Origin of the sequence: Bradyrhizobium agreste (assembly GCF_016031625.1) — a bacterium.
GTDB lineage: Bacteria > Pseudomonadota > Alphaproteobacteria > Rhizobiales > Xanthobacteraceae > Bradyrhizobium > Bradyrhizobium agreste.
Map to the genome: position 1 here is coordinate 280,482 of NZ_JACCHP010000005.1, position 19,771 is coordinate 300,252.

Below are 19,771 nucleotides of genomic sequence, written 5' to 3' on the forward strand. Positions count from 1 at the left end.
TCTCCCTCTCCCCGTTCTTACGGGGGGCGCGACGAGCTTCGCTCGCGCTGGGAGGGTTGGGGTGAGGGGCCTCTCTCCGCGAATGAGATATTCGTGAGACCTGTACCCCCTCACCCGAATTGCTTCGCAAATCGACCTCTCCCCGCAAGCGGGGAGAGGTGAAGAAGAGCAAAAAGACATCGCTGGGGAGAAGACAATGACGAAGGCCGTCTGGGCTGCGCTGATTGCTGTTCTCGCTGTTGCAGGCGTCGCGCACGCCGACGATTATCCCTCGCGTCCGATCACCATCATCGTGCCGTTCGCGGCCGGGGGCCCTTCGGACGCAATGGCGCGCGTGCTCGCCGAGCGCATGCGGGTGCCGCTCGGCCAGCCGGTCGTGGTCGAGAACGTCACCGGCGCCGGCGGCTCCATCGGTGTGGCCCGCGCCGTGCAATCGCCGCCCGACGGCTACACCATCTCGTTCGGCCATCTCGGCACCCACGTCGCCAACGGCGCCGTCTACAAGCTCAAATACGACCTCGTCACCGATCTCGAGCCGGTGGTGCTGCTGCCGAGCAACCCGATGATCGTGGTCAGCAAGAATGCGGTGCCCGCGACCTCGCTGAAGGAGTTGATCGAATGGCTGAAGTCGCGGCCGTCGCCGCCGACCGCGGGCACGGCCGGCGCGGGCTCCGGCAGCCACATCGCCGGCGTCTATTTCGAGAACGTCTCCGGCATCAGGCTGCAATACGTGCCGTATCGCGGCACTGCGCCGGCATTGAACGATCTCATCGCCGGCCAGATCGACATCATCGTCGACCAGACCTCCAACTCCATCAGCCAGGTCCGCGCCGGCACCATCCGCGCCTACGCCGTCACCGACGACAAGCGCCTCGCCTCCGCGCCCGAGATCCCGACAGCGGACGAGGCGGGCCTGAAAGGCTTCAACATGACGCTGTGGTCGGGCATGTGGGTGCCGAAGGGCACGCCGAAGGAGATCGTGGCAAAGCTCAACGCCGCGGCCGTGGAGGCGCTGAACGATCCGGCCGTGCGGAAGCAGCTCGAAAGCCAGGGCCTCGAGATGACGCCCAAGGACCAGCTCACGCCCGAAGCGCTCGGCTCGCGGCAAAAGTCCGAAATCGCGAAATGGTGGCCGATCATCAAGGCGGCCAACATCAAGGTGGATTGAGCGCCGGGCGACACAGGCCTCGCCGTTGTGGCGAGATTCCGCGATCCTTCTGAGCAGGCCGCCAACGCGGCCGTCTCGGTCACCGCCGCGTTTGCTGGCGGCGGGGCGCTCACGACGTGGTTTGGTGACCTGGTGCCAGCGCACGGTCCAGGCATTGCATCAGATCGGAGGCGGCGAACGGCTTACCGAGGAAACAGATTGCGCCCGCATCGAGCGCCCGCACACGCACGCCCTCGTCCGGGAAAGCTGTGATGAATATGAACGGCGTAGCCGAACCCTGCGCCCGCATCTGCGTCAACAGATCGATTCCGCTCATCAGCGGCATCTGCACGTCGGCGATCACGCACGAGGTGTCGCTCGAATCGGTCGAGCTCAAGAACTCTTCCGCCGAGGCGAATGTGTGGACGTTGTATCCGCGCGATTCCAGGAGATTGTTGATCGCGGCCCGAACGTAGGGGTCGTCGTCAAGCACCGAGATGACCGAAGCCACTGACAAGACGTCCGCTCCTCGCCGGGAATTACGCTTGCCGTCGCCGCGGCTAGAACATGAAGGGGTAAGGTGGACCTGCCGGTCGCGATTGGAAACTCATACTTAGGTTTGTGCATCGGGCTTGTTCGGGCCAATCCCGAGCGCCTCGCTCATTCTCACCAGATCGGCCAGCGACTTCGCGCCCATTTTCCGCATGATCTGGCCGCGGTAGATTTTGACGGTGATTTCGGCCAATCCGAGCTGGGCGGCCACCTGCTTGTTCATCAGGCCGGACGTCACCAGTGACAATACGTCTCGCTCCCGCGAGGACAGTGACTCGAAGCGTGATCTGACCGTCGAGACCGTCCTGTTGAGGTCGCGGCGCTTGCGGTCTCGCTCGATCGCGGCCTGGACTGCGTCGAGAATGTCTTGATCGCGGACTGGCTTGGTCAAGAAGTCGATGGCCCCGCTCTTCATGGCCCGAACCGTCATGGGGATATCGCCATGACCGGTAATGAAGATGATCGGCGTGTGGATATTTGCCTTGGCAAGGTCGGTCTGCAACTCGAGGCCGCTCGTTCCGGGCAGGCGGATGTCCAGCACCAGGCAGCTCGGGACGTCTGGCGGCTTGGCCTGGAGGAGCTGCGGCGCCGAGCCGAATGCTTCGACCTTGAGACCGACCGACTCGAACAGATTGGTGAGCGCACGGCGCATGGACGCGTCGTCGTCGACGATGAGGACAAGGGGCTGATCGCCATTCTTCTGCGGCGGCGAAGAGTCCGCGCGCTCGGTCACGATGGTTCCTCTCGGTGGAGGGGCACGGTGATCTGAAAAGTCGCGCCGCGCTCCTGATTTGGTGTAGCGGAAAGTCGTCCGCCATGGGCCTCGATGATCGATCGACAGATCGACAGGCCCATGCCCATGCCGGAGGACTTCGTGGTGAAGAACGGCGTGAACAGGCGGTCTATCGCCTGTTCGCTGATGCCGGTTCCGCAATCGGAAACGCTCAGCTGCATCGCGCCATCGCCGTTCGCCTGTGAGCGGATCACCAGCTCGCGCGGGCGATCGCGGACGTCCTCCATGGCTTCGATCCCGTTCATGATCAGGTTGATCAGGACCTGCTGCAATTGGATCCGATCGCCAAAGATCGGCGGCAGTGCCGACGACAGCTCCATGCGGACAGACACGGCGTGGCTGGCCATCTCGCGCTGAACGAGCGCGACGGCCTCCCGCACGACCGCATTGGCATCGAGCGGAACCATCTCGATGTCAGACCGCTTGGCGAGCGCCCGAACGTGACGGATCACGTCGCCGGCACGCCTGCCGTCCTCGATGATCCACTCCACGGAGCGGCGGGCCGCTTTGATATCCGGCGGACTGCGCTGCAGCCAGGCGAGGCAGGCGTCGGCGTTTGCGATGACTGCAGCGAGCGGCTGATTGATCTCGTGGGCGATCGAAGCGGTCAGCTCACCCAGTGTCGTCACACGTGTCACATGGGCGAGCTCGGCCTGAGCCTTGCGCAGCGCGTCTTCGGCTTGATTGGCCCGGATCGCCGCGGTTACGTCCGTGCAAACGCCACGGTAGCCCAGGAAAGTGCCGTCCGCGTCGAAGAACGGCTTGCCGCTGGTCCGGACGTAGATCGGCTGCCCATTGCGGTCCTTGCTGCGATACACCAAGTCGCGGAACGGGACGTGGGCGTCGAGCGCCGCTCGGTGTTGTCGCCATTTTTCGGGTTCGAGAGCGGCGTCGGGCGCAATGTCCCAACGCGTGAGCCCGATCAGGCCGGCGGGGGCGGTGATGGTATCGGAGTGCTCGCATACCCGGGTGACCCGGTGGTCCGGCCCGGTTTCCCAGAACCAATCAGACGCAGTTTCGGCATAATCGCGAAAGCGCTGCTCGCTGTCACGAAGCCGGCGTTCTGCCTCCTTGGTCGCCGTGATGTCGCTGACCGATCCGACGAACTCGACGCGACCGTTCGCATCTCGCGTTGCCCGTGCCACCGCTCGGACGTGTTTGATGGAACCGTCGGGCATCACCAGCCGGTATTCGTGATCATAGTCCTTGCCCTCGCGCGCCGCCTGGCCCGTCGTCTGCTGCACGGCGAGCCGGTCCTCGGGATGAATCCGCTGAAGCATGAAGGGGATCGCCGGCTTCGTCCCTTCTTCGCATTCGAAGATGCGATAGGTTTCCTTGGACCAGGTGATCTCGCGGGTTGCGGCCTTCCAGCCGAAACTACCGGTGTGGCTCAATTCCTGCGCCTGGGCGAGGTAAGCCTCGCTCTGTCGCAGCGCGTTCTCTGCCTCCTTGCGCTCGGTGATGTTCTCGCAGGCGACCAGCACGATCGGCCCGCCATTGGCCCGCAGCATGGCCTTGGCGTTCTCGCGCACCCATAATATCGAGCCGTCCCTGCGAACCTTCCGGATTTCCCAGGTGTGTGACTGATTAACGGTCTTGAGGCACAACTCGACACAGGCGCGGACAGTGGCGCGATCTTCCGCGAGGAAGACATCCAGCACGGATCGGCCGATCAACTCCGCCGGCGTGTAGCCCAGCTGCTCGGCGCCGAACGTGTTGACGTTGATCACGGTACCGGCCGGATCGACCATGAAGTACATGACCGGCGTGTGCTCGAAGACCTGCTGCCACTGCTTGACCGCCTCGAGCAAGTCGGCGGCATGGGCATCGGTACGCTGCTTGGCGGGAACAGCTTGCCTCAGGCAGCCGACGAGGAATTGCGCGGCTGACTTCCCCAACGTCGCTGCCCGGCCAGGCTTCATCGCTGACGCTTCCGGCACTCTCTGCGTGAACAGGAGTAGAGCACGTTGCGGCGAGAGGAGCAATTCCAGCCAAAGTCGGATCGGCCGTCATGACGTTCGCCTTTGGACCGTCCGCTCGCCGCCAGGTCCGTTGCGGCGCATCAAGGACACCGTGACGGCCAAGGTTTCACGGTCACCGTGCAGCCGGAGCGCCGTGCGCCGTCTCGTTGAACATCAGCCCGGCCACCCCGGGCGAGTACGGGACAAACTTAGGTATAGCTCCTCCATTCCTAGTCATGTCGGCCATGTTACCTCCGTACAATTGAGCGCTTCGTGCCCGGCGGACTAGCCTCTCGACCATCGGGAGTGTCGAAGGGAACAGCTGAGAACAGCTGAGAAAAGCGGAAGCAACAGAGGGAGACAGCAATGTACGATATGTCGGTACTTCCTGAGCGTCGCCTATCGGAATCCGAAAGTTGCTCCTCGCTCAACGGCTGTGCGGTGTGCGGCGGCAAGTTCGGCCTGATCCGCTACTATTCCTGGCGCACCGCGCTCTGCTCCAAGAAGTGCGTTGATCGTTTCCGCACGCGAAGCGAACGCGACCGCCAGTGGTTGTTTCGGGCCCAGGTCGCATAAGGCTGGATTGGAGAGCTGATCCGGGAGGCCGTGCGTTGAACCGCTCATGCAAGCTCTTCTGCTGGATCGTTCTCATCGCCCCGATCGCGGCCGGCCAGGCACAGGAGACGGGACACGGTGCCGTTCATCGCCAGCACCCACCCCAGGACCAGGCGCTGCACGAAAAATTCTATTCGACCTGGCACATGCCGGACAACCCGAGCCTCAGTTGTTGCAACAGCGCCGATTGTTATCCGACCGATATCAAGTACATCGACGGCCAGATCTATGCGCGTCGCCGGGAGGACGGGAGATACATTCTGATCCCACCGCAAAAGGTGGAGCGAAACAGGGATAATCCGGACGGCCGAAACCATCTGTGCGCTCCACCGCCTGCACTGTCTCCGCTCGACAGCGTTTACTGCTTCGCTTTGGGAGGTGCCACATGAGATTCGCGTTCGTGTTGGTCAACGGCCGGACCCCGTTCGGGCGGACCTGGTGCATGCAGTGCTGCGAGCCGATCAGCGGCAGCTATCTGCGCGAGATCGCGACCCGTCTGCCTTATTGCGATCATCAGTGCTACACGCTGTTCTGCGAGACGCTCGCGAAAGATGGCGTGAGAGCGGCGTCATGAAGTTCGTGGTGGTCAATCACGAGCCGCCGTCGCACGCGGCCGCGTGCAGCACATGCTCGCGGCCTCTCGGCTCCGGCTATGTCCGGCATGCGCGGACGCAGCGCCGTTACTGTGACGAGAATTGTTACCGGCGCGGCGAATTCTCCACGCTGTTCATGCACTGGCCGGTGCCTGGGCGGACGGAACCAATTGCCGGTAACGTCGAGCTCGCCGCTGCCAGTATGATCGAGACGTTGACGGTCATGAGTGCCGTCTGGTGCTGGAGCTGCACGATCAACGCCTGGACCTTCGCGAGAGCTTTGACCGGCGCATATTTGGACAGTCGCGATCTGATCACGATGGAAGGAGGTGACACCTAGCTGCGCGACTGCACTCGCGTGGAAGCCGCAGCACCGCATCCTTGCAGGCGCCGCGTCCAGCCCCGGCGGCGTCGATCAGGGAACGGGTGCTGCGGCCGCCACTGGCTCCGTTGCGCCGGCCTCGTGCGTCACCACGCGCTGGTCGCTCTTGCCGGCGACCATGCCGCTGCCCTCGAACCTTGCGCGGTAGACCTGCACGTTCTCCATCACGCGCTGGACGTAGTTGCGCGTCTCGGACAGCGGGATGCGCTCGACCCAGTCGACCGGATCGACATTGGGGTCGCGTGGATCGCCGCGTGCCTGCACCCATTCCCGCACCCGGCCGCGGCCGGCATTGTAGCCGGCGAAGGCCATGATCTGGTTGCCGCGATATTCCGACAGCAGCGCGCTGAGCTCGGCCGCGCCCATCTGCGTGTTGTAGACGGGATCGGACACCATCCTGTCCCAGTCATAGGTCAGGCCGAAACGCTTGGCAGTGTCGCGACCGGCTTCCGGCGTCACCTGCATCAGCCCGACCGCGTTGGCCGGCGACTTGTCGCGCTGATCGAACGAGCTCTCGGTGCGCGCCACCGAATAGATCACGCTGGTCTCGATCGCGGGTGCGACCTGCTTGTGCTCGGGAATGCCGATGGTCGGGAAGGCGTAATGATCGAGCGCAAGCCCGCGCGCCAGCGCGGTCTTGCCGACCTCCAGCATCACGCGCGCATCGTTGCGCCGGCCGGCGAGCTCGGCGAGCGCTTCGAGCGCGGCGACGTCGGTGCTCTCCTTGGCGAAATCCTCGGCATAGTAGAACGCCATGTCGCGCTCGCCGATGCCGTAGAGCATGTCGGCGGCGCGCACGCGCTCGTCCGCAAGCGGTGTCCCGGCCGAGGCCAGCACGAGCGAGGGCGGGCGCAATTCGATTCCATCGAAGCCGAGCTTGGCGCGGGCGAGCTGGCCGTAATAGGCGGTCTGATAGCGCGCCGCGGCCCGATAGCTCATGCGCGCATCGGCCACCGCGCCCATGGCTTCGGCAGCGCGGCCGCGCCAGTAATGGGCCCGCGAGAGCGCGATCGGATTGGCCGAGCCTTCGTCGATCGCGGCGAAGTGCATCATCGCCGTCTTGGGATCGCCCAGGAAGCGCAGCGCGATCCAGCCGCACATAAAGTGATAGTCGATACGGTAGACTTCCTTTTCCGGCACCGCGGCCGTGCGCACCACGTCATAGGCGGTCCTGGACTTGCCCTGGTCGAGCAGCTTGCGTGCCAGCAGGCGGCGCTCGCGCCACCACGCGTCGGTGTCCTGGGCCGCCATGGTCTCGGGCGCGGCGGCGAGGATCACCTCGGCGGCGTCGTCGATGCGGTCCTTCTGCAGGTGCCATTGCGCGCGGCACAGCACGTAGCCGAGATCGCGGCGGGCTTCGGCCGGCACGTCCTCGAGATAGTCCTTGGCCTTGTTGGCCTTGCCGGTGACGGCGGCGCAGGCCTTGACGATGGCAAGCGCATCCTCGCCGAGCCGTTTGGCCGCGCGTCGCGCACCGTCATAGTCCTTGGCGCCGAGACGCTTGTCCATGCGGGCGCGATGATCGTCCGCCGTGAGCAGATCACGGAAGGCCTGGTAGGAATCCTCTTCGCTCCGCTCGGACAATTCCTCCGCGCGCCAGGTTTCCCGGACCAGCCGCGCAGCCCTGTCGGTCTCGCCTTCGGCGAGCAGGACGCGCGCGAGTGCGAACTTGCCCTTGGCGCTGGTCGGCCGGTCCATGGTGAACTTGTGCACGATGGCCGCGTCCGCCTTCTCCTGCCACAGCCGTGCCTCGGCACGGCGGCGGAGCAGGGCCCTGCTCGGCCAGTCGGGATTGGCGGCGAGGAAGGCGGCGTAGCGCGTGAAACTCGCGGTGCTCTCGGAATGGCGCAGCATGAACCAGTCCGCGAGCTTCTGTCCAGCAGGGTCCGTGATGCGGTCGCGCGCGGCGCTCGCATCCTCGGTCTTGCCCTTGCGCGTCAGATCGATGGCGTCCTTCAGCGCGGCGAGATCGCCGGTCAGCGGCGGCGGCGCCGGCTTGTCCGCGGGCTTGTCGACCATCTTCTTCGATTTGCGCTTGGCCTCGGCGTGCTTGCCGTGTCGCGCTTTGCCGGCGGAGGCGTGGCGGTGCTTGCCGGCTTTCGCCTCATGCGCCTTCTTCGGTGCGGATGATTTGTGACCGTTCTTCGCCGCCACCTCGGTGGGAAGGAGGGCCATCGCGGCCACGGCAACGACACACGCGAGCGAGCGTAGGCACTGGTTCATTCGATGGTCCCCCCTGCGAAAACCACTACAAACCAAGGTCCGCGACATGCGGCTTGCGAATCGAAGTACCGAACGATGCGCCGGCACCGTCTCGCATCCTCAAGCTGTCGCAACAATGCGGCAAAATACGGATTGGAACTGGGGAACTTCCGAAAGGACGGAAGAGACAGCAGCATTAACCTTCGTTAACGATCGGGCTTCTTGCGACGATTGCGAAGGGTACAGGGCGCCAGAACGGCCAGATTGCGCGTGTTCCCTCAGCCAAATCCGGTGTATGAGTTCCCTCGCTTCATCCTTTCAGCCTTTGCCCTGCACCTATGCCGATTTTCAACCAGTCGATCCGGCGCAAGATCGTCGGCATCGCTCTCGGATTGATCGTCCTGATGCTGGTCACCTCGATCCTGTCGATGGTGATGTCCAGCCAGGTCGGCATCTTGCTCGACGAACTGACCAACCGCTACATCCCGGCCTACAGCCATCTGGCGCGCGCGAACATCCGCTCGCTGGAACGGGCGCTGGCGCTGCGGCGGATGGTGATGGCCAGGATGGAGGCGCCGTCGGACGAGGAGGCCCATGCGGCGCGGCTTCGCGACTTCGAGGCGTTGGACCGCAATTTCGAGCAGGAGGCCGAGGCCGCTCGCAAGCTCATCAACGCGATCATCGACGATCCCAGGACGTATTCCGACAACGCCGCGCTGGCACGGCTCGACGTTCGGATCGAAAGCGCCGTCACCGAGCTGCGGCGCGATCTGGACGAGGGCAATGCGAAACTGCTCAAGCAGGTCGAGGCCAAGGATATGGCCGCGGCCCGCGGCACGCTGGAACGCCTCGACACGCTGCGCGATGCGTTCAACCGGAAGGTCGATGCGATCCGCGCCGACATGCTGACGCAGGTCTATTTCTCGACGTCCCAGGTGATCAGCCGCCAGCACCAGGCGATCATCGTCTCCGGGGTGGTAACCCTGCTCGCGGCGATCGTCGGCTTCGTGTTTGCGCTGCTGGTGAGTAGCGGCATCACGCGTCCGGTGCGGCTGCTGCTGGCCGGCACCCGCGAGGTCGAGGCGGGCCGGTTCGACAAGCCCATCACCGTCTCGACACAGGACGAGATCGGCGAGCTTGCGGCCGCGTTCAACCGCATGATCGAGCAGCTCAGGCGCAACGAGCGCATTCGCGAGACCTTCGGCCGCTACATCGACCCGAAGGTGGTGCAGGGCCTGATCGACCGGCCGGAGGTCGCCATCGACGGTGAGCGCCGGGTGATGACCATCCTGTTCTGCGACATGAGCGGCTTCACCTCGATGAGCGAGGGCATGACGCCGCGCGGCCTCGTCAAGGTGATGAACCACTACTTCACGGTGATGTCCGCTCCCATCAGGAACCATCGCGGGATTATCGACAAATATATCGGCGACGCCATCATGTCCTATTGGGGGCCGCCCTTCATCGAGGAGGATGAGCAAGCTCTGCTCGCAGGGCTTGCCGCCGTCGAGATGACCGATCAGGTGCCCGCGCTGCAGAAGCAGCTGCCGGACTTGCTCGGCATCCGCGCCATGCCGGCGCCCTGCGATCTTCGCATCGGCATCGCCACGGGCGAGGTTCTGACCGGCAGCATCGGCTCCGAACTGATGATGAGCTTCACCGTGATGGGGGATGCCGTGAACCTCGCTTCGCGGCTGGAGGCCGTCAACAAGGTCTACGGCACCCGCATCCTGATCTCGCAGGCGACTGCGGACGGGATCGGATCGCGCCTGGAATTGCGCGAGATCGATCGTCTGGCGGTCGCGGGCCAAAGCGCGCCGCAGGCGATCTTCGAGGTCATGGCGAGACCGGGCGCACTCAGCGACGCGCAACAGACCTTGCGAACGCACTATGCCGAGGGTCTCGTCGCCTATCGTGCGCGGCGCTTCGACGAGGCCCGCGCCGCCTTCAACGCGGCGCTCGAGGCGGTCCCCGGCGACGGCCCCTCGCGCACGATGCTCGGCCGCATCGCGCAGTTTGCGGCCGATCCGCCGGATCCCGATTGGGACGGCGTCTGGCGGCTGGAGCAGAAATAGCCGTGCCTTGCGGTCCGGCACGCTGCGCCGGAAAAAATGATGCTACTCCATAACGATGTTCGCCGTGACGTATTTCCCGGGCTTAGGTTCGATGTCCCTGAGGCGTCTGATGGGGACACGCCGATGACACATCTGGAAGACAGGCTGGAACGGTTCGAGACGCTCACCGCCGAATGCGAGCTGATCGCCAAGCTCGCCACCGACAGCAGCAAGCGCGAGTTCTATCTGAAGCTCGGGGAACAGTACCGGCAGCTGGCCGTCGATATCCGGCAGGCGATCGCGACGACGGCTGCGGCCTGAACCCGCTGAAATCCGTTCTTAACGTTTGGCGCGCATCCTTGCAGCAGGCGAGCGCCGCTGATCGGCGACGCTCGTGATGGGAAGGCCGGGGTTCGCTGCAATGCAGCGCACCTCGTGAGTGTGATTTGCCATGTCTGACAGGGCGATCCCATGCGCCTCGTTGCAGTGATCATATTCGCGCTCATGACGACGGCCTGCGATCAGGAGCAGGACATCACCGGCTCGACCACGCCGGCCTGTCCGTTGCGCAACTACAGCTACAATCCGCGCGACATGAACCAGTGTGTCAGCGCCTGCAAAGCGTGCGACCGCGGCACGACGGTCACCTGCACGACCTCCTGCACCCTCAAGGGCGCGCGCTGAGCGGGACACTTGCAGGGGATCGCAATCGCGCGACGCCGCCGGTGAGATGAAAGCGGCATCGCCGCCTTTGCGCATGCGGGGAACCGCGAGCGGTCCCGACCAAGGACGGCGGTGCTGGAGCACCGGAACGATTCACATGGATTAATCATTGAAGGAGGCGGCAGGACGCGGAGTCCAATGGAATGGGTATGCTCGATCCCGGTCGATTTCTGGTATCGTGCTCGCATTGCGATGCCTGGCCGATGGCGGCCAATGTGAAACGGTCGAGCTGGTCGGCGTCGCCGCACGAGGTCCGCTTCGTCTGCACGCGCTGCCGTCGCGAAGAAACGGCGATCGTCTCGGCCTCCGGCGAATTGACCCCCGTCAAGCGCGTCGAAGTCCCGCCGCGCGACGTCGCTGTCGCCTGGGCCCAGGCGCAACGCTTGCGCGGGCGGTCCTGATGTTTGGCGTCGCCGGGCCGTCGGCGCCCGACTCCGGCTGAGAGCTGCCGCCGTCGCAAGCACGTTCGCGGACGAACGCTCCAGCGCTTGTCTCCTGGTCCAGCGATCTGCTCGAGGCTGACCCACGTCGATGGGGCTGTCACAGGCCCGCAAACGAACTAGAATTGGATGAGAGGGAGATCATCCATGGTGCTCAGCGTTCCGCCGTCTCACGCGAACCATCCGCGGCTTCACCCGGTCGCGCCGCACCTTGCACCGATGTTCTGCTTTGCGCTTCTGACGGTGTCATGCGCGCTTGCAAGCTTCGCGCTCGCCTGCGCAACGCCGTTCGCCGCGTTCGCGGTTGTCGCGGCCGCGATGCTGCCGCTGCGCCCCGCGCTGGTTATCCTCACCGGCGCCTGGCTCGTGAACCAGGGCATCGGTTTCGGCGCGCTGCACTATCCCATCGATGGCAGCACCATCGCCTGGGGCTTTGTGATCGGCGTGGCTGCGCTGCTGTCCACCGCGGCGGCGTCCGCGGTGCTCCGCATGCAGCCGCGGGGCCGCACGCCCCTGATGCTTGGGATCGCGCTCATCGCCGCCTACGGGACCTATGAGATCGGGCTGCTGGCAGCAACACCGTTGCTCGGCGGAGAGGGCGCCTTCAGGGCCGCGGTCGTTGCGCGTATCGGGGTCACTAGCGCCGCCTGGCTCGCCGGGCTCGTCGCCGCCTGCGAGATCGTCCGGCTGGTCGCGCCGTTCGGATGCAGACGTGCGATGTCGGCCTGAGCGGTTCGCCTCGGGGTGTTTCGCTGCTCTGTCAATCCGGTCGCGCGAAAATATTCCGCTTTACCGAAATTCGGAAATATCGTATGTGTCGCCCATCCCGGCTCAATCTCGAGGGGCGACCATGCGGTCGTCATTGTCGCGAGCCGGGCTTGCGGTGGACGCGGCAGCGTCGGCACGAGACGGTGCGGGCAGGGCGGGTAGTCCCTGTGAGCCCGAAACCACGTGCGGACGAACGGCGCTGCTAGGCTTCGTCTCGTCTGTAAGTTTCCGGCGCTGTCGACGGTGTCAGGGAAAACTGCGACGAAATGGCGGGCCGTGCGTACGGCAAAACCGTGTGGTCCTGGCCGTCGTTGCTACGGTCAAGCCTGTCGCGGAGATGCGCGCGAGCCCAACCGGGCGGACGGCATCGTCAATTCGCGGGGCGAGGGAGGCCAAAAGGAAAGTTCGGCTCCCGGGAGAGCGCGGCATAAGCCGTCCGACCATCGCGCAGGGAAGGCCGTGTGTTCGGCACCACCTGTATGCTGCTGTGCGGTTCTTCCTGCGTGTGCATTTCGCGCAGCGGACCGCGGGTGCGAGGTCAGCACCCGGCCTTCCCTGTGCCCTCTTGGCTCAAGAGGGCGGAGTGACCAAGCAAAGCTCGGGCGAATTGCGCCGCGAGAATGCGAAGGCATGTCTGCCTTCCACGCGCTGTCTGCCGGCTTCGCCAAGCTTCCCTGCGTCCCGCGCGCGGCAGAGGGGCCGACTCAATGGCATCCATCTTCGCCATCGCGTCCGGTCGCGCACCGCGCTGTGTGAAATCAGAGATTGTCGACTGTCGTCTTTGTGAGGTATTATCGTAAGCAAACCCGTGTCTTCCCGGTTACGATTGTGCTGCCTGTGCAACACCTATTCCGGATTTAACCCTCATCACCGGCGGTTCGCATCGCCGCCGCTTTTTGGCCACACCCGAACATGAATAAAATCGCTCTAATGTTTTAAAGGCAGCGGCGGTCTTCGAAGGCGACGAGAAAATCCCAAGGTCGATTCAAATCTTGGCTCTGATTTTTCGGGTCTGAAAGGGTTGGCCGGGGAAGCTGGTTGCGATGGGCGCGAAGATCAACAAGCAGAGGCTGCCGAGCCGTCACGTGACGGAAGGCCCCGCGCGCGCGCCGCATCGGTCCTATTTCTACGCCATGGGTCTGACCACCGAGCAGATCCACCAGCCCTTCGTCGGCGTCGCCTCGTGCTGGAACGAAGCCGCTCCCTGCAACATCGCGCTGATGCGGCAGGCGCAGGCGGTGAAGAAGGGCGTCGCGTCCGCCGGCGGCACGCCGCGCGAATTCTGCACCATCACCGTGACCGACGGCATCGCCATGGGTCACGACGGCATGCGCTCCTCGCTGCCGTCGCGCGAATGCATCGCCGATTCGGTCGAACTGACCGTGCGCGGCCATGCCTATGACGCGCTCGTCGGGCTCGCCGGCTGCGACAAGTCGCTGCCGGGCATGATGATGGCGATGGTCCGCCTCAACGTGCCCTCGATCTTCATCTATGGCGGCTCGATCCTGCCCGGCAATTTCCGCGGGCAGCAGGTCACCGTGCAGGACATGTTCGAGGCGGTCGGCAAGCATTCGGTCGGCGCCATGTCGGACGAGGACCTCGACGAGATCGAGCGCGTCGCTTGTCCGTCGGCCGGCGCCTGCGGCGCGCAGTTCACCGCCAACACCATGGCGACCGTCTCCGAGGCGATCGGCCTTGCACTGCCTTACTCGGCCGGTGCGCCGGCGCCCTATGAAATCCGCGATGCCTTCTGCATGACCGCGGGTGAAAAAGTCATGGACTTGATCGCCCAGAACATCCGGCCGCGCGACATCGTCACCCTCAAGGCATTGGAAAACGCGGCCGCCGTGGTCGCGGCCTCCGGGGGCTCGACCAATGCTGCGCTGCACCTGCCGGCGATCGCGCATGAGTGCGGCATCAAGTTCGACCTGTTCGACGTCGCCGAAATCTTCAAAAAGACACCATATGTCGCGGATTTGAAGCCGGGTGGCCGTTATGTCGCCAAAGACATGTTTGAAGTAGGTGGCATACCGCTTCTGATGAAGACGCTGCTCGACAACGGCTTCCTGCACGGTGATTGCCTTACCGTCACGGGCCGCACGATCGCCGAAAACCTCAAGAGCGTGAAATGGAATCCGCACCAGGACGTGGTGCACCCGGCAGACAAGCCCATCACCGTGACAGGCGGTGTGGTCGGCCTGAAGGGAAATTTGGCGCCAGAAGGTGCGATCGTGAAAGTCGCGGGAATGTCCAACCTCAGGTTCACCGGTCCGGCCAGGTGCTTCGACCGTGAGGAGGACGCGTTCGAGGCGGTCCAGAACCGCACCTACCGCGAAGGCGAAGTCATCGTGATCCGCTACGAGGGGCCGAAGGGCGGTCCCGGCATGCGGGAAATGCTCCAGACCACGGCAGCGCTGACCGGCCAGGGCATGGGCGGCAAGATCGCGCTCATCACCGACGGCCGCTTCTCCGGCGCCACGCGCGGCTTCTGCATCGGCCATGTCGGGCCGGAGGCGGCGGTCGGCGGCCCGATCGGTCTGCTCGAGGACGGCGACATTATCGAGATCGACGCGGTCGCCGGGACCCTTAACGTAAAATTGAGCGACGCCGAGCTCGCCCAGCGCAAAACCAAATGGAGCGCTCGCGCGACAAACCACACGTCGGGTGCGCTCTGGAAATATGCTCAGCAGGTTGGACCAGCGGTCGGGGGGGCAGTGACCCATCCGGGCGGCGCGCACGAGAAACAGTGCTATGCGGACATTTAGGCGTGCCACAGTTGCGTTTGTGTTGGGGGCGGCTGCGCTGGCCGCGCCGGCGTTCGCCTTCGACGGTGCACCGGTCAACCCGAAGGACGCCACCATCCCGGTGGTGACGACCTTGCCCGGCGCTGCCGGTGCGGTGCGCACCAAGGTCCCGCCGCAGGTCGCAACCCCGGAAACCTCGCTCAGCGCGTTGCAATATGCCGCAGAGGGTGGCCACCCCATCGCGCAATGGAAGCTCGGCCGCATGTACGCCAACGGCGACGGCGTCGCCCAGGACGATCTGCGTGCCTTCGAATATTTCAGCCGGATCGCCAACGCGCATGCCGAGGACAGCCCGTCGGCGCCGCAGGCGCAGATCGTGGCCAACGCCTTCGTCGCGCTGGGCCGCTACTATCTGGCCGGCATCCCGAATTCGAAAGTCAAAGCCGATCCGGACCGCGCCCGGGAGATGTTCTCCTATGCCGCATCCTATTTCGGCAACGCGGACGCGCAGTACGACCTCGCGCGTCTGTACCTGAAGACCCCGGACGCCTCGCGCGAAGACTTCCGCTATGGCGCGCGCTGGCTTGGCCTCGCCGCGCAGAAGGGCCAGCATCAGGCTCAGGCGCTGCTCGGTCAGATGCTGTTCAACGGCGACCGCCTGCCGCGGCAGGCCGCGCGCGGCCTGATGTGGCTGACGCTGGCGCGCGACAGCGCAGGTAGCGACGAGGTCTGGATCAAGGAGAGCTACAACCGCGCCTTCGCCAAGGCCTCCGACGATGACCGCGCCATGGCCCTGCAAATGCTGGAGCAGTGGGTGCAGGGGCGTCGGGAGTAAACGGCCGAGGCCGCTTCAGGCGGCCTCCAGATCCAGATCCGCCCAGACCGGCACGTGGTCCGAGGGCTTCTCCCAGCCGCGCACATAGCTGTCGACGCCGACATTGGCGAGCTTGTCGCTGGCCTGCGGCGACAGCAGCAGGTGGTCGATCCGAAGCCCCTGGTTCTTCTGCCAGGCCCCGGCCTGGTAGTCCCAGAAGGTGTAGAGCCCGCCCTCGTCGGTGACGGCGCGCAAGGCATCGGTGAGGCCAAGGCCGAGCAGGGACTGGAAGCTCTCGCGCGTCTCGGTCTTGAACAGGGCGTCCTCGGTCCAGGCCGCCGGATTGTGCACGTCGCGGGCATGCGGGATGACGTTGAAGTCGCCGGCCAGGATCAGCGGGACCTCCTCCTTGAGTCGCTCTTTCGAATAATCAAGAAGCCGCGACATCCATTTGAGCTTGTAGGGATATTTGTCGGTCCCGACCGGATTGCCATTGGGCAGATAGAGGCAGGCGATGCGCAGCACGCCTCGCTTCAGCGTTACGACGCCTTCGAGGAAGCGGGCATGGGTATCCTCGTCATCGCCGGCGAGGCCCGACTTGGTCTCGTCGAACCGGAGCTTGGACAGCAGGGCGACGCCGTTGAACGTCTTCTGCCCGTGCGTCACCACGTTGTAGCCGAGCGCCTCGATCTCCAGCCGCGGAAAGGCCTCGTCGACGCACTTGATCTCCTGCAGGCAGACGATGTCCGGCTGGCACTCTTTCAGCCAGGTCAGGAGCAAATCGATCCGCTGCCGAACCGAGTTCACGTTCCAGGTGGCTACTCTGATGGGCATTGGGAGGGCTCCGGGCAGGGGTCTCGGTTAGAACAAAATGCAAACGCGCCCGTCAAGCCGGCCGCAAAATCTCCCACAAAATTAACCCGGCTTAAGCAGGCCGCAGGCCATTGATCGTCAAGAGGTTCCTCGGATGGATGGCCGGACAAGGCGATGAAGCGAACTCAGCCGCGCGACGGCCTGATCGGCGCGTTCCTGTATTGGCTCGGCGGCTTCGAGATCGAGGACGGTCTGACCGCCGATCTCAGCGAGCGCGAGATCCGCCGTATCCGTGCCAAGCAGATCGACGCGGTGACCCAGCTGATCCCCGTGACGATGGCCGTGACGATGCTGAACGTCGCCATCGTGCTGATCCTGTTCTGGGGCAGGGGCTGGAACGACTTCCTCGCGATCTGGGGCCTGACGCTCGCCGCCACCGCCTCGCTCGCGGTGCGCGCGTGGCGCAAGTCGCATCAAGACCCGCCGCAGGAGGCCTCGCCGCGCGCGGCGCGGCAGACGCTGCGGCAGGCGTTTTTTCTCGCCGCGATCTGGGGCGCGCTGCCGCTCGCTCTGTTCAGCCGCATCGAACCGACCAGCCAATTGATCCTGGCCTGCCTGATGGTCGGCATGATGTCCGGCGGCGCCTTCACGCTCTCGACCTTCCCGCGCGCGGGCCTCGTCTATCTCGCGACCATGACGATCGCCTGCGCCGGCGCGCTGCTCCTGTGCGGCACCGGGCCATATCTGGTGACCGCCGTGTTCCTGCTGCTGTTCGCATTCTTCATGGCGCGCAACATCGTCTCGCAGGGCAATCTCTTCCTCGGCAATCTCAAGGCCCAGCTCGAGCTCGAGCGCCAGACCGAGATCATCTCGCTGCTGCTGAAGGACTTCCAGGAGAACGCCAGCGACTGGCTGTGGCAGACCGACGCCGAGGGACGCCTCGTCGACGTGCCCGAACGCTTCGCGGCCGTGGCGCAGCTGCCGCTTGCGCAGCTGAAGGGGTCGCATTTCGCCGACGTGCTCGACATGCTCTGCCCCGAGGACAAGAGCGCCGCCTACAACATCGTCGGCCTGATGGAGCAGGCCGAGCCGCTGCACGAGATGAATCTCAAGGTCGTCGCAGGCGGCGAGGCCCGGCTGTGGTCGCTCACGGCGAAGCCGGCCCATGATCGTGACGGTCATTTCCTCGGCTATCGCGGCTTCGGACGCGACGTCACCGAGCGCTGGCGCGCGGAAAAGGCCGAGGCCGAAAGCCGCGCCAAGTCCGACTTCCTGGCGGTGATGAGCCACGAGATCCGCACGCCCATGAACGGCGTGCTTGGTCTTGCCAGCATGCTGCTCGAAACCAGGCTCGATCCGGAGCAGCGCGAGGCCGTCACCACGATCCGCGAGTCCGGCGACAATCTCCGGCGCATCCTCAACGACATTCTCGATCTCTCCAAGCTGGAAGCCGGCCGCTTTCAGTTCGAGGCGATCGACTTCGCGCCGCAGGCGCTGGTCGAGACGGTTGCGACCGTGGTGCGCGCCAGCGCCAAGAGCAAGGGGCTCACGGTCAAGGTCGAGCTCGATCCGAACCTGCCGCCGACGCTCCGCGGCGACGTCGCGCGGATCCGCCAGGTGCTGCTCAATCTCGCCTCCAACGCTGTGAAGTTCACCGACGAAGGCGAGGTGACGATATCGGCGACCTGCCAGGCGCGGCGCGACCTGCTGGCGACCGTCGAATGGACGGTGACCGACAGCGGCATCGGCATCGCGCCCGACAAGCTCGGCCTGCTGTTCAGCGACTTCGCGCAGGCCGATGCCTCGATCAGCCGCCGCTTCGGCGGCACCGGCCTCGGCCTTGCGATCAGCAGGCGGATCATCGAGCAGATGGGCGGCACGATCGGCGTCACCTCGACGCCGGGCGAGGGCTCGACCTTCCGCTTCACGCTGGTGCTGCCCTGGAGCCAGGCGCAGGCGTCCGATCAGGCTGGCCGGCGCGACGAAGCCGACGAGCTCAAGGCCCGGATCGCCGGCCTCGATCGGCCGCTGAGGGTACTGGTCGCGGAGGACGATGCGGTCAACCGCATGGTCGTGAGCAAGATGCTGGGGGCTTTCGACATCGAGCTACGTGTCGTCGCCGACGGGACCGAGGCCGTCGCGGCAGCCTCCGAAGGCAATTACGATGTCGTGCTGATGGACGTGCGCATGCCCGACTTGGACGGGCTCGCCGCCACCCGCGCGATCCGCGCGCAGGGCGGGCGCTTCGAAGCCTTGCCGATCGTCGCGCTGACCGCCAATGCCTTCCCGGAGGACATCAAGATCTGCCGCGAAGCCGGCATGTCGGACTTCCTGGCCAAGCCGCTGCGCAAGCCGGCGCTGGTCGCGGCCCTGCTGCGCGCGCTGGACGGCCACGTGTTGACCGAGGACGCGCCGCTGCAGCCGGAGCTGATGCCTGAAGACGTGGAGTGGACGGACGAGGAAAGGCAGATGACGGGCGTCTAAAGCTTTCCATAGACTTGCGCGGCGACCACCTTCAGGCGCTCGACAGAATCGGACTCTGGATGCGGCTTGACCGGTGCGAACAGGATCGAAGCCTGCCTGCCGTTCTTCAAGACAAAGATGTTCACGGCATTGCCGTTGCCCCTTTGGTGCACGCTTCATCATGCTCACGACCGTGTCGCGCGACATCGCGATCACGGCGGATGCTACGACTTCACCCGCGCCGCTCAGGCGCATAGTCGAGCGGCAGCACCGTCGTCGACTTGATCTCCTGCATGACGAATGATGACGACACGTCCGCGAGCGTGATCCTCCCGATCAGGCGCTGGTACAGCCTGTCATAGGCGGCAACGTCCGGGATGACCGCCTGCAGCAGATAATCGACATCGCCGGTCATTCGGTAGACGCCGATGATCTCGGGAATGTCGCGCACAGCGTTCGAAAACCGCTCGAGCCAGCTCGCGCTGTGCTCGGTCGTGCGCAGCGCGATGAAGGCGGTCAGGCCGACGTTGATGCGGCTTGCATCGAGCAGGGTCACGCGGCCCTTGATGATGCCCTCATCCTCCAGCCGCTTGATGCGGCGCCAGCAGGCATTGCGGGAAAGCCCCGCCCGTTCGCTCAGCTCGTCCAGCGACAGGGCAGCGTCATGCTGGATCAGGTTGAGGAGCTTGCAATCCGTTTCATCCATT

At 64.9% G+C, this 19,771-nt stretch carries 20 protein-coding genes; 13 read left to right on the forward strand and 7 right to left on the reverse strand.

Features of this window, described 5'->3' with window-relative positions; translation table 11 throughout:
- Positions 1 to 196: 196 nt before the first annotated feature.
- Positions 197 to 1,168, forward strand: a complete 972-nt coding sequence (locus HZZ13_RS09805) for a tripartite tricarboxylate transporter substrate binding protein BugD (RefSeq protein ID WP_197959405.1) — start codon at positions 197 to 199, stop codon at positions 1,166 to 1,168.
- A gap of 109 nt (positions 1,169 to 1,277) precedes the next feature.
- Here HZZ13_RS09805 and HZZ13_RS09810 read toward each other — a convergent pair whose 3' ends face one another.
- From HZZ13_RS09810 to HZZ13_RS09820, 3 genes are all read right to left on the reverse strand, one after another.
- Complete coding sequence (locus HZZ13_RS09810) at positions 1,278 to 1,664, reverse strand: response regulator transcription factor (protein WP_109143649.1); 387 nt, start codon at positions 1,662 to 1,664, stop codon at positions 1,278 to 1,280.
- A 96-nt stretch (positions 1,665 to 1,760) separates the two neighbouring features.
- Complete coding sequence (locus HZZ13_RS09815; protein WP_311972618.1) at positions 1,761 to 2,432, reverse strand: response regulator transcription factor; 672 nt, start codon at positions 2,430 to 2,432, stop codon at positions 1,761 to 1,763.
- Positions 2,429 to 4,414, reverse strand: coding sequence for a PAS domain S-box protein (locus HZZ13_RS09820; RefSeq protein ID WP_197959492.1), 1,986 nt, complete (start codon positions 4,412 to 4,414; stop codon positions 2,429 to 2,431). Before HZZ13_RS09820 ends, HZZ13_RS09815 begins: the two co-directional genes overlap by 4 nt.
- Positions 4,415 to 4,819: 405 nt before the next feature.
- Here HZZ13_RS09820 and HZZ13_RS09825 point away from each other — a divergent pair, with 405 nt between their 5' ends.
- The 4 genes from HZZ13_RS09825 to HZZ13_RS09840 are packed head-to-tail and all read left to right on the forward strand — an operon-like array spanning position 4,820 to position 6,001.
- On the forward strand, positions 4,820 to 5,029 hold the full coding sequence (locus tag HZZ13_RS09825; RefSeq protein WP_246504356.1) for a hypothetical protein: 210 nt from the start codon (positions 4,820 to 4,822) through the stop codon (positions 5,027 to 5,029).
- Positions 5,030 to 5,064: 35 nt separating this feature from the next.
- Positions 5,065 to 5,457, forward strand: a complete 393-nt coding sequence (locus HZZ13_RS09830) for a hypothetical protein (RefSeq protein WP_197959406.1) — start codon at positions 5,065 to 5,067, stop codon at positions 5,455 to 5,457.
- Entirely contained in the window at positions 5,454 to 5,642 is a 189-nt protein-coding gene (locus HZZ13_RS09835; protein WP_197959497.1) for a hypothetical protein, read from the forward strand. Before HZZ13_RS09830 ends, HZZ13_RS09835 begins: the two co-directional genes overlap by 4 nt.
- Positions 5,639 to 6,001: a hypothetical protein gene (locus HZZ13_RS09840; protein ID WP_197959407.1), complete on the forward strand. Its 363-nt coding sequence runs from the start codon at positions 5,639 to 5,641 to the stop codon at positions 5,999 to 6,001. Before HZZ13_RS09835 ends, HZZ13_RS09840 begins: the two co-directional genes overlap by 4 nt.
- 75 nt (positions 6,002 to 6,076) lie before the next feature.
- On the opposite strand, the gene HZZ13_RS09845 is transcribed toward HZZ13_RS09840, so the two are convergent.
- A complete protein-coding gene (locus HZZ13_RS09845; protein ID WP_197959408.1) occupies positions 6,077 to 8,266 on the reverse strand; it encodes a lytic transglycosylase domain-containing protein in 2,190 nt (729 codons plus the stop codon).
- A 317-nt stretch (positions 8,267 to 8,583) separates the two neighbouring features.
- On the opposite strand from HZZ13_RS09845, the gene HZZ13_RS09850 reads away from it, so the two are divergent.
- The 7 genes from HZZ13_RS09850 (at position 8,584) to HZZ13_RS09880 (ending at position 15,809) form a co-directional block, all read left to right on the forward strand.
- Positions 8,584 to 10,320, forward strand: coding sequence for an adenylate/guanylate cyclase domain-containing protein (locus HZZ13_RS09850; RefSeq protein WP_197959409.1), 1,737 nt, complete (start codon positions 8,584 to 8,586; stop codon positions 10,318 to 10,320).
- A 123-nt stretch (positions 10,321 to 10,443) separates the two neighbouring features.
- Positions 10,444 to 10,620 (forward strand): hypothetical protein, encoded by a 177-nt coding sequence (locus tag HZZ13_RS09855; RefSeq protein WP_167361664.1) that lies wholly within the window; start codon positions 10,444 to 10,446, stop codon positions 10,618 to 10,620.
- A 150-nt stretch (positions 10,621 to 10,770) separates the two neighbouring features.
- Positions 10,771 to 10,983: a hypothetical protein gene (locus tag HZZ13_RS09860; protein WP_197959410.1), complete on the forward strand. Its 213-nt coding sequence runs from the start codon at positions 10,771 to 10,773 to the stop codon at positions 10,981 to 10,983.
- A gap of 182 nt (positions 10,984 to 11,165) precedes the next feature.
- Entirely contained in the window at positions 11,166 to 11,423 is a 258-nt protein-coding gene (locus HZZ13_RS09865; RefSeq protein ID WP_197959411.1) for a hypothetical protein, read from the forward strand.
- A 186-nt stretch (positions 11,424 to 11,609) separates the two neighbouring features.
- Entirely contained in the window at positions 11,610 to 12,191 is a 582-nt protein-coding gene (locus tag HZZ13_RS09870; protein WP_197959412.1) for a hypothetical protein, read from the forward strand.
- Between the two features lie 1,082 nt (positions 12,192 to 13,273).
- On the forward strand, positions 13,274 to 14,995 hold the full coding sequence (gene ilvD, locus HZZ13_RS09875; protein ID WP_197959413.1) for a dihydroxy-acid dehydratase: 1,722 nt from the start codon (positions 13,274 to 13,276) through the stop codon (positions 14,993 to 14,995).
- Positions 14,982 to 15,809, forward strand: coding sequence for a tetratricopeptide repeat protein (locus tag HZZ13_RS09880; RefSeq protein ID WP_197959414.1), 828 nt, complete (start codon positions 14,982 to 14,984; stop codon positions 15,807 to 15,809). The genes ilvD and HZZ13_RS09880 overlap by 14 nt, the downstream gene beginning before the upstream one ends.
- 15 nt (positions 15,810 to 15,824) lie before the next feature.
- Here HZZ13_RS09880 and xth read toward each other — a convergent pair whose 3' ends face one another.
- Positions 15,825 to 16,622, reverse strand: coding sequence for an exodeoxyribonuclease III (gene xth, locus HZZ13_RS09885; RefSeq protein WP_197959415.1), 798 nt, complete (start codon positions 16,620 to 16,622; stop codon positions 15,825 to 15,827).
- A gap of 153 nt (positions 16,623 to 16,775) precedes the next feature.
- On the opposite strand from xth, the gene HZZ13_RS09890 reads away from it, so the two are divergent.
- Positions 16,776 to 19,085, forward strand: coding sequence for a hybrid sensor histidine kinase/response regulator (locus HZZ13_RS09890; RefSeq protein ID WP_197959416.1), 2,310 nt, complete (start codon positions 16,776 to 16,778; stop codon positions 19,083 to 19,085).
- On the opposite strand, the gene HZZ13_RS37190 is transcribed toward HZZ13_RS09890, so the two are convergent.
- Together HZZ13_RS37190 and HZZ13_RS09900 are read right to left on the reverse strand one after the other, a co-directional pair.
- Complete coding sequence (locus HZZ13_RS37190; RefSeq protein WP_283817141.1) at positions 19,082 to 19,210, reverse strand: hypothetical protein; 129 nt, start codon at positions 19,208 to 19,210, stop codon at positions 19,082 to 19,084. The two genes, HZZ13_RS09890 and HZZ13_RS37190, sit on opposite strands and share 4 nt — an antisense overlap.
- An 86-nt stretch (positions 19,211 to 19,296) precedes the next feature.
- The gene (locus HZZ13_RS09900; protein WP_197959417.1) at positions 19,297 to 19,770 is read right to left on the reverse strand and encodes an Lrp/AsnC family transcriptional regulator; all 474 of its coding nucleotides are present in this window, start codon (positions 19,768 to 19,770) and stop codon (positions 19,297 to 19,299) included.
- Position 19,771 lies beyond the last annotated feature (1 nt).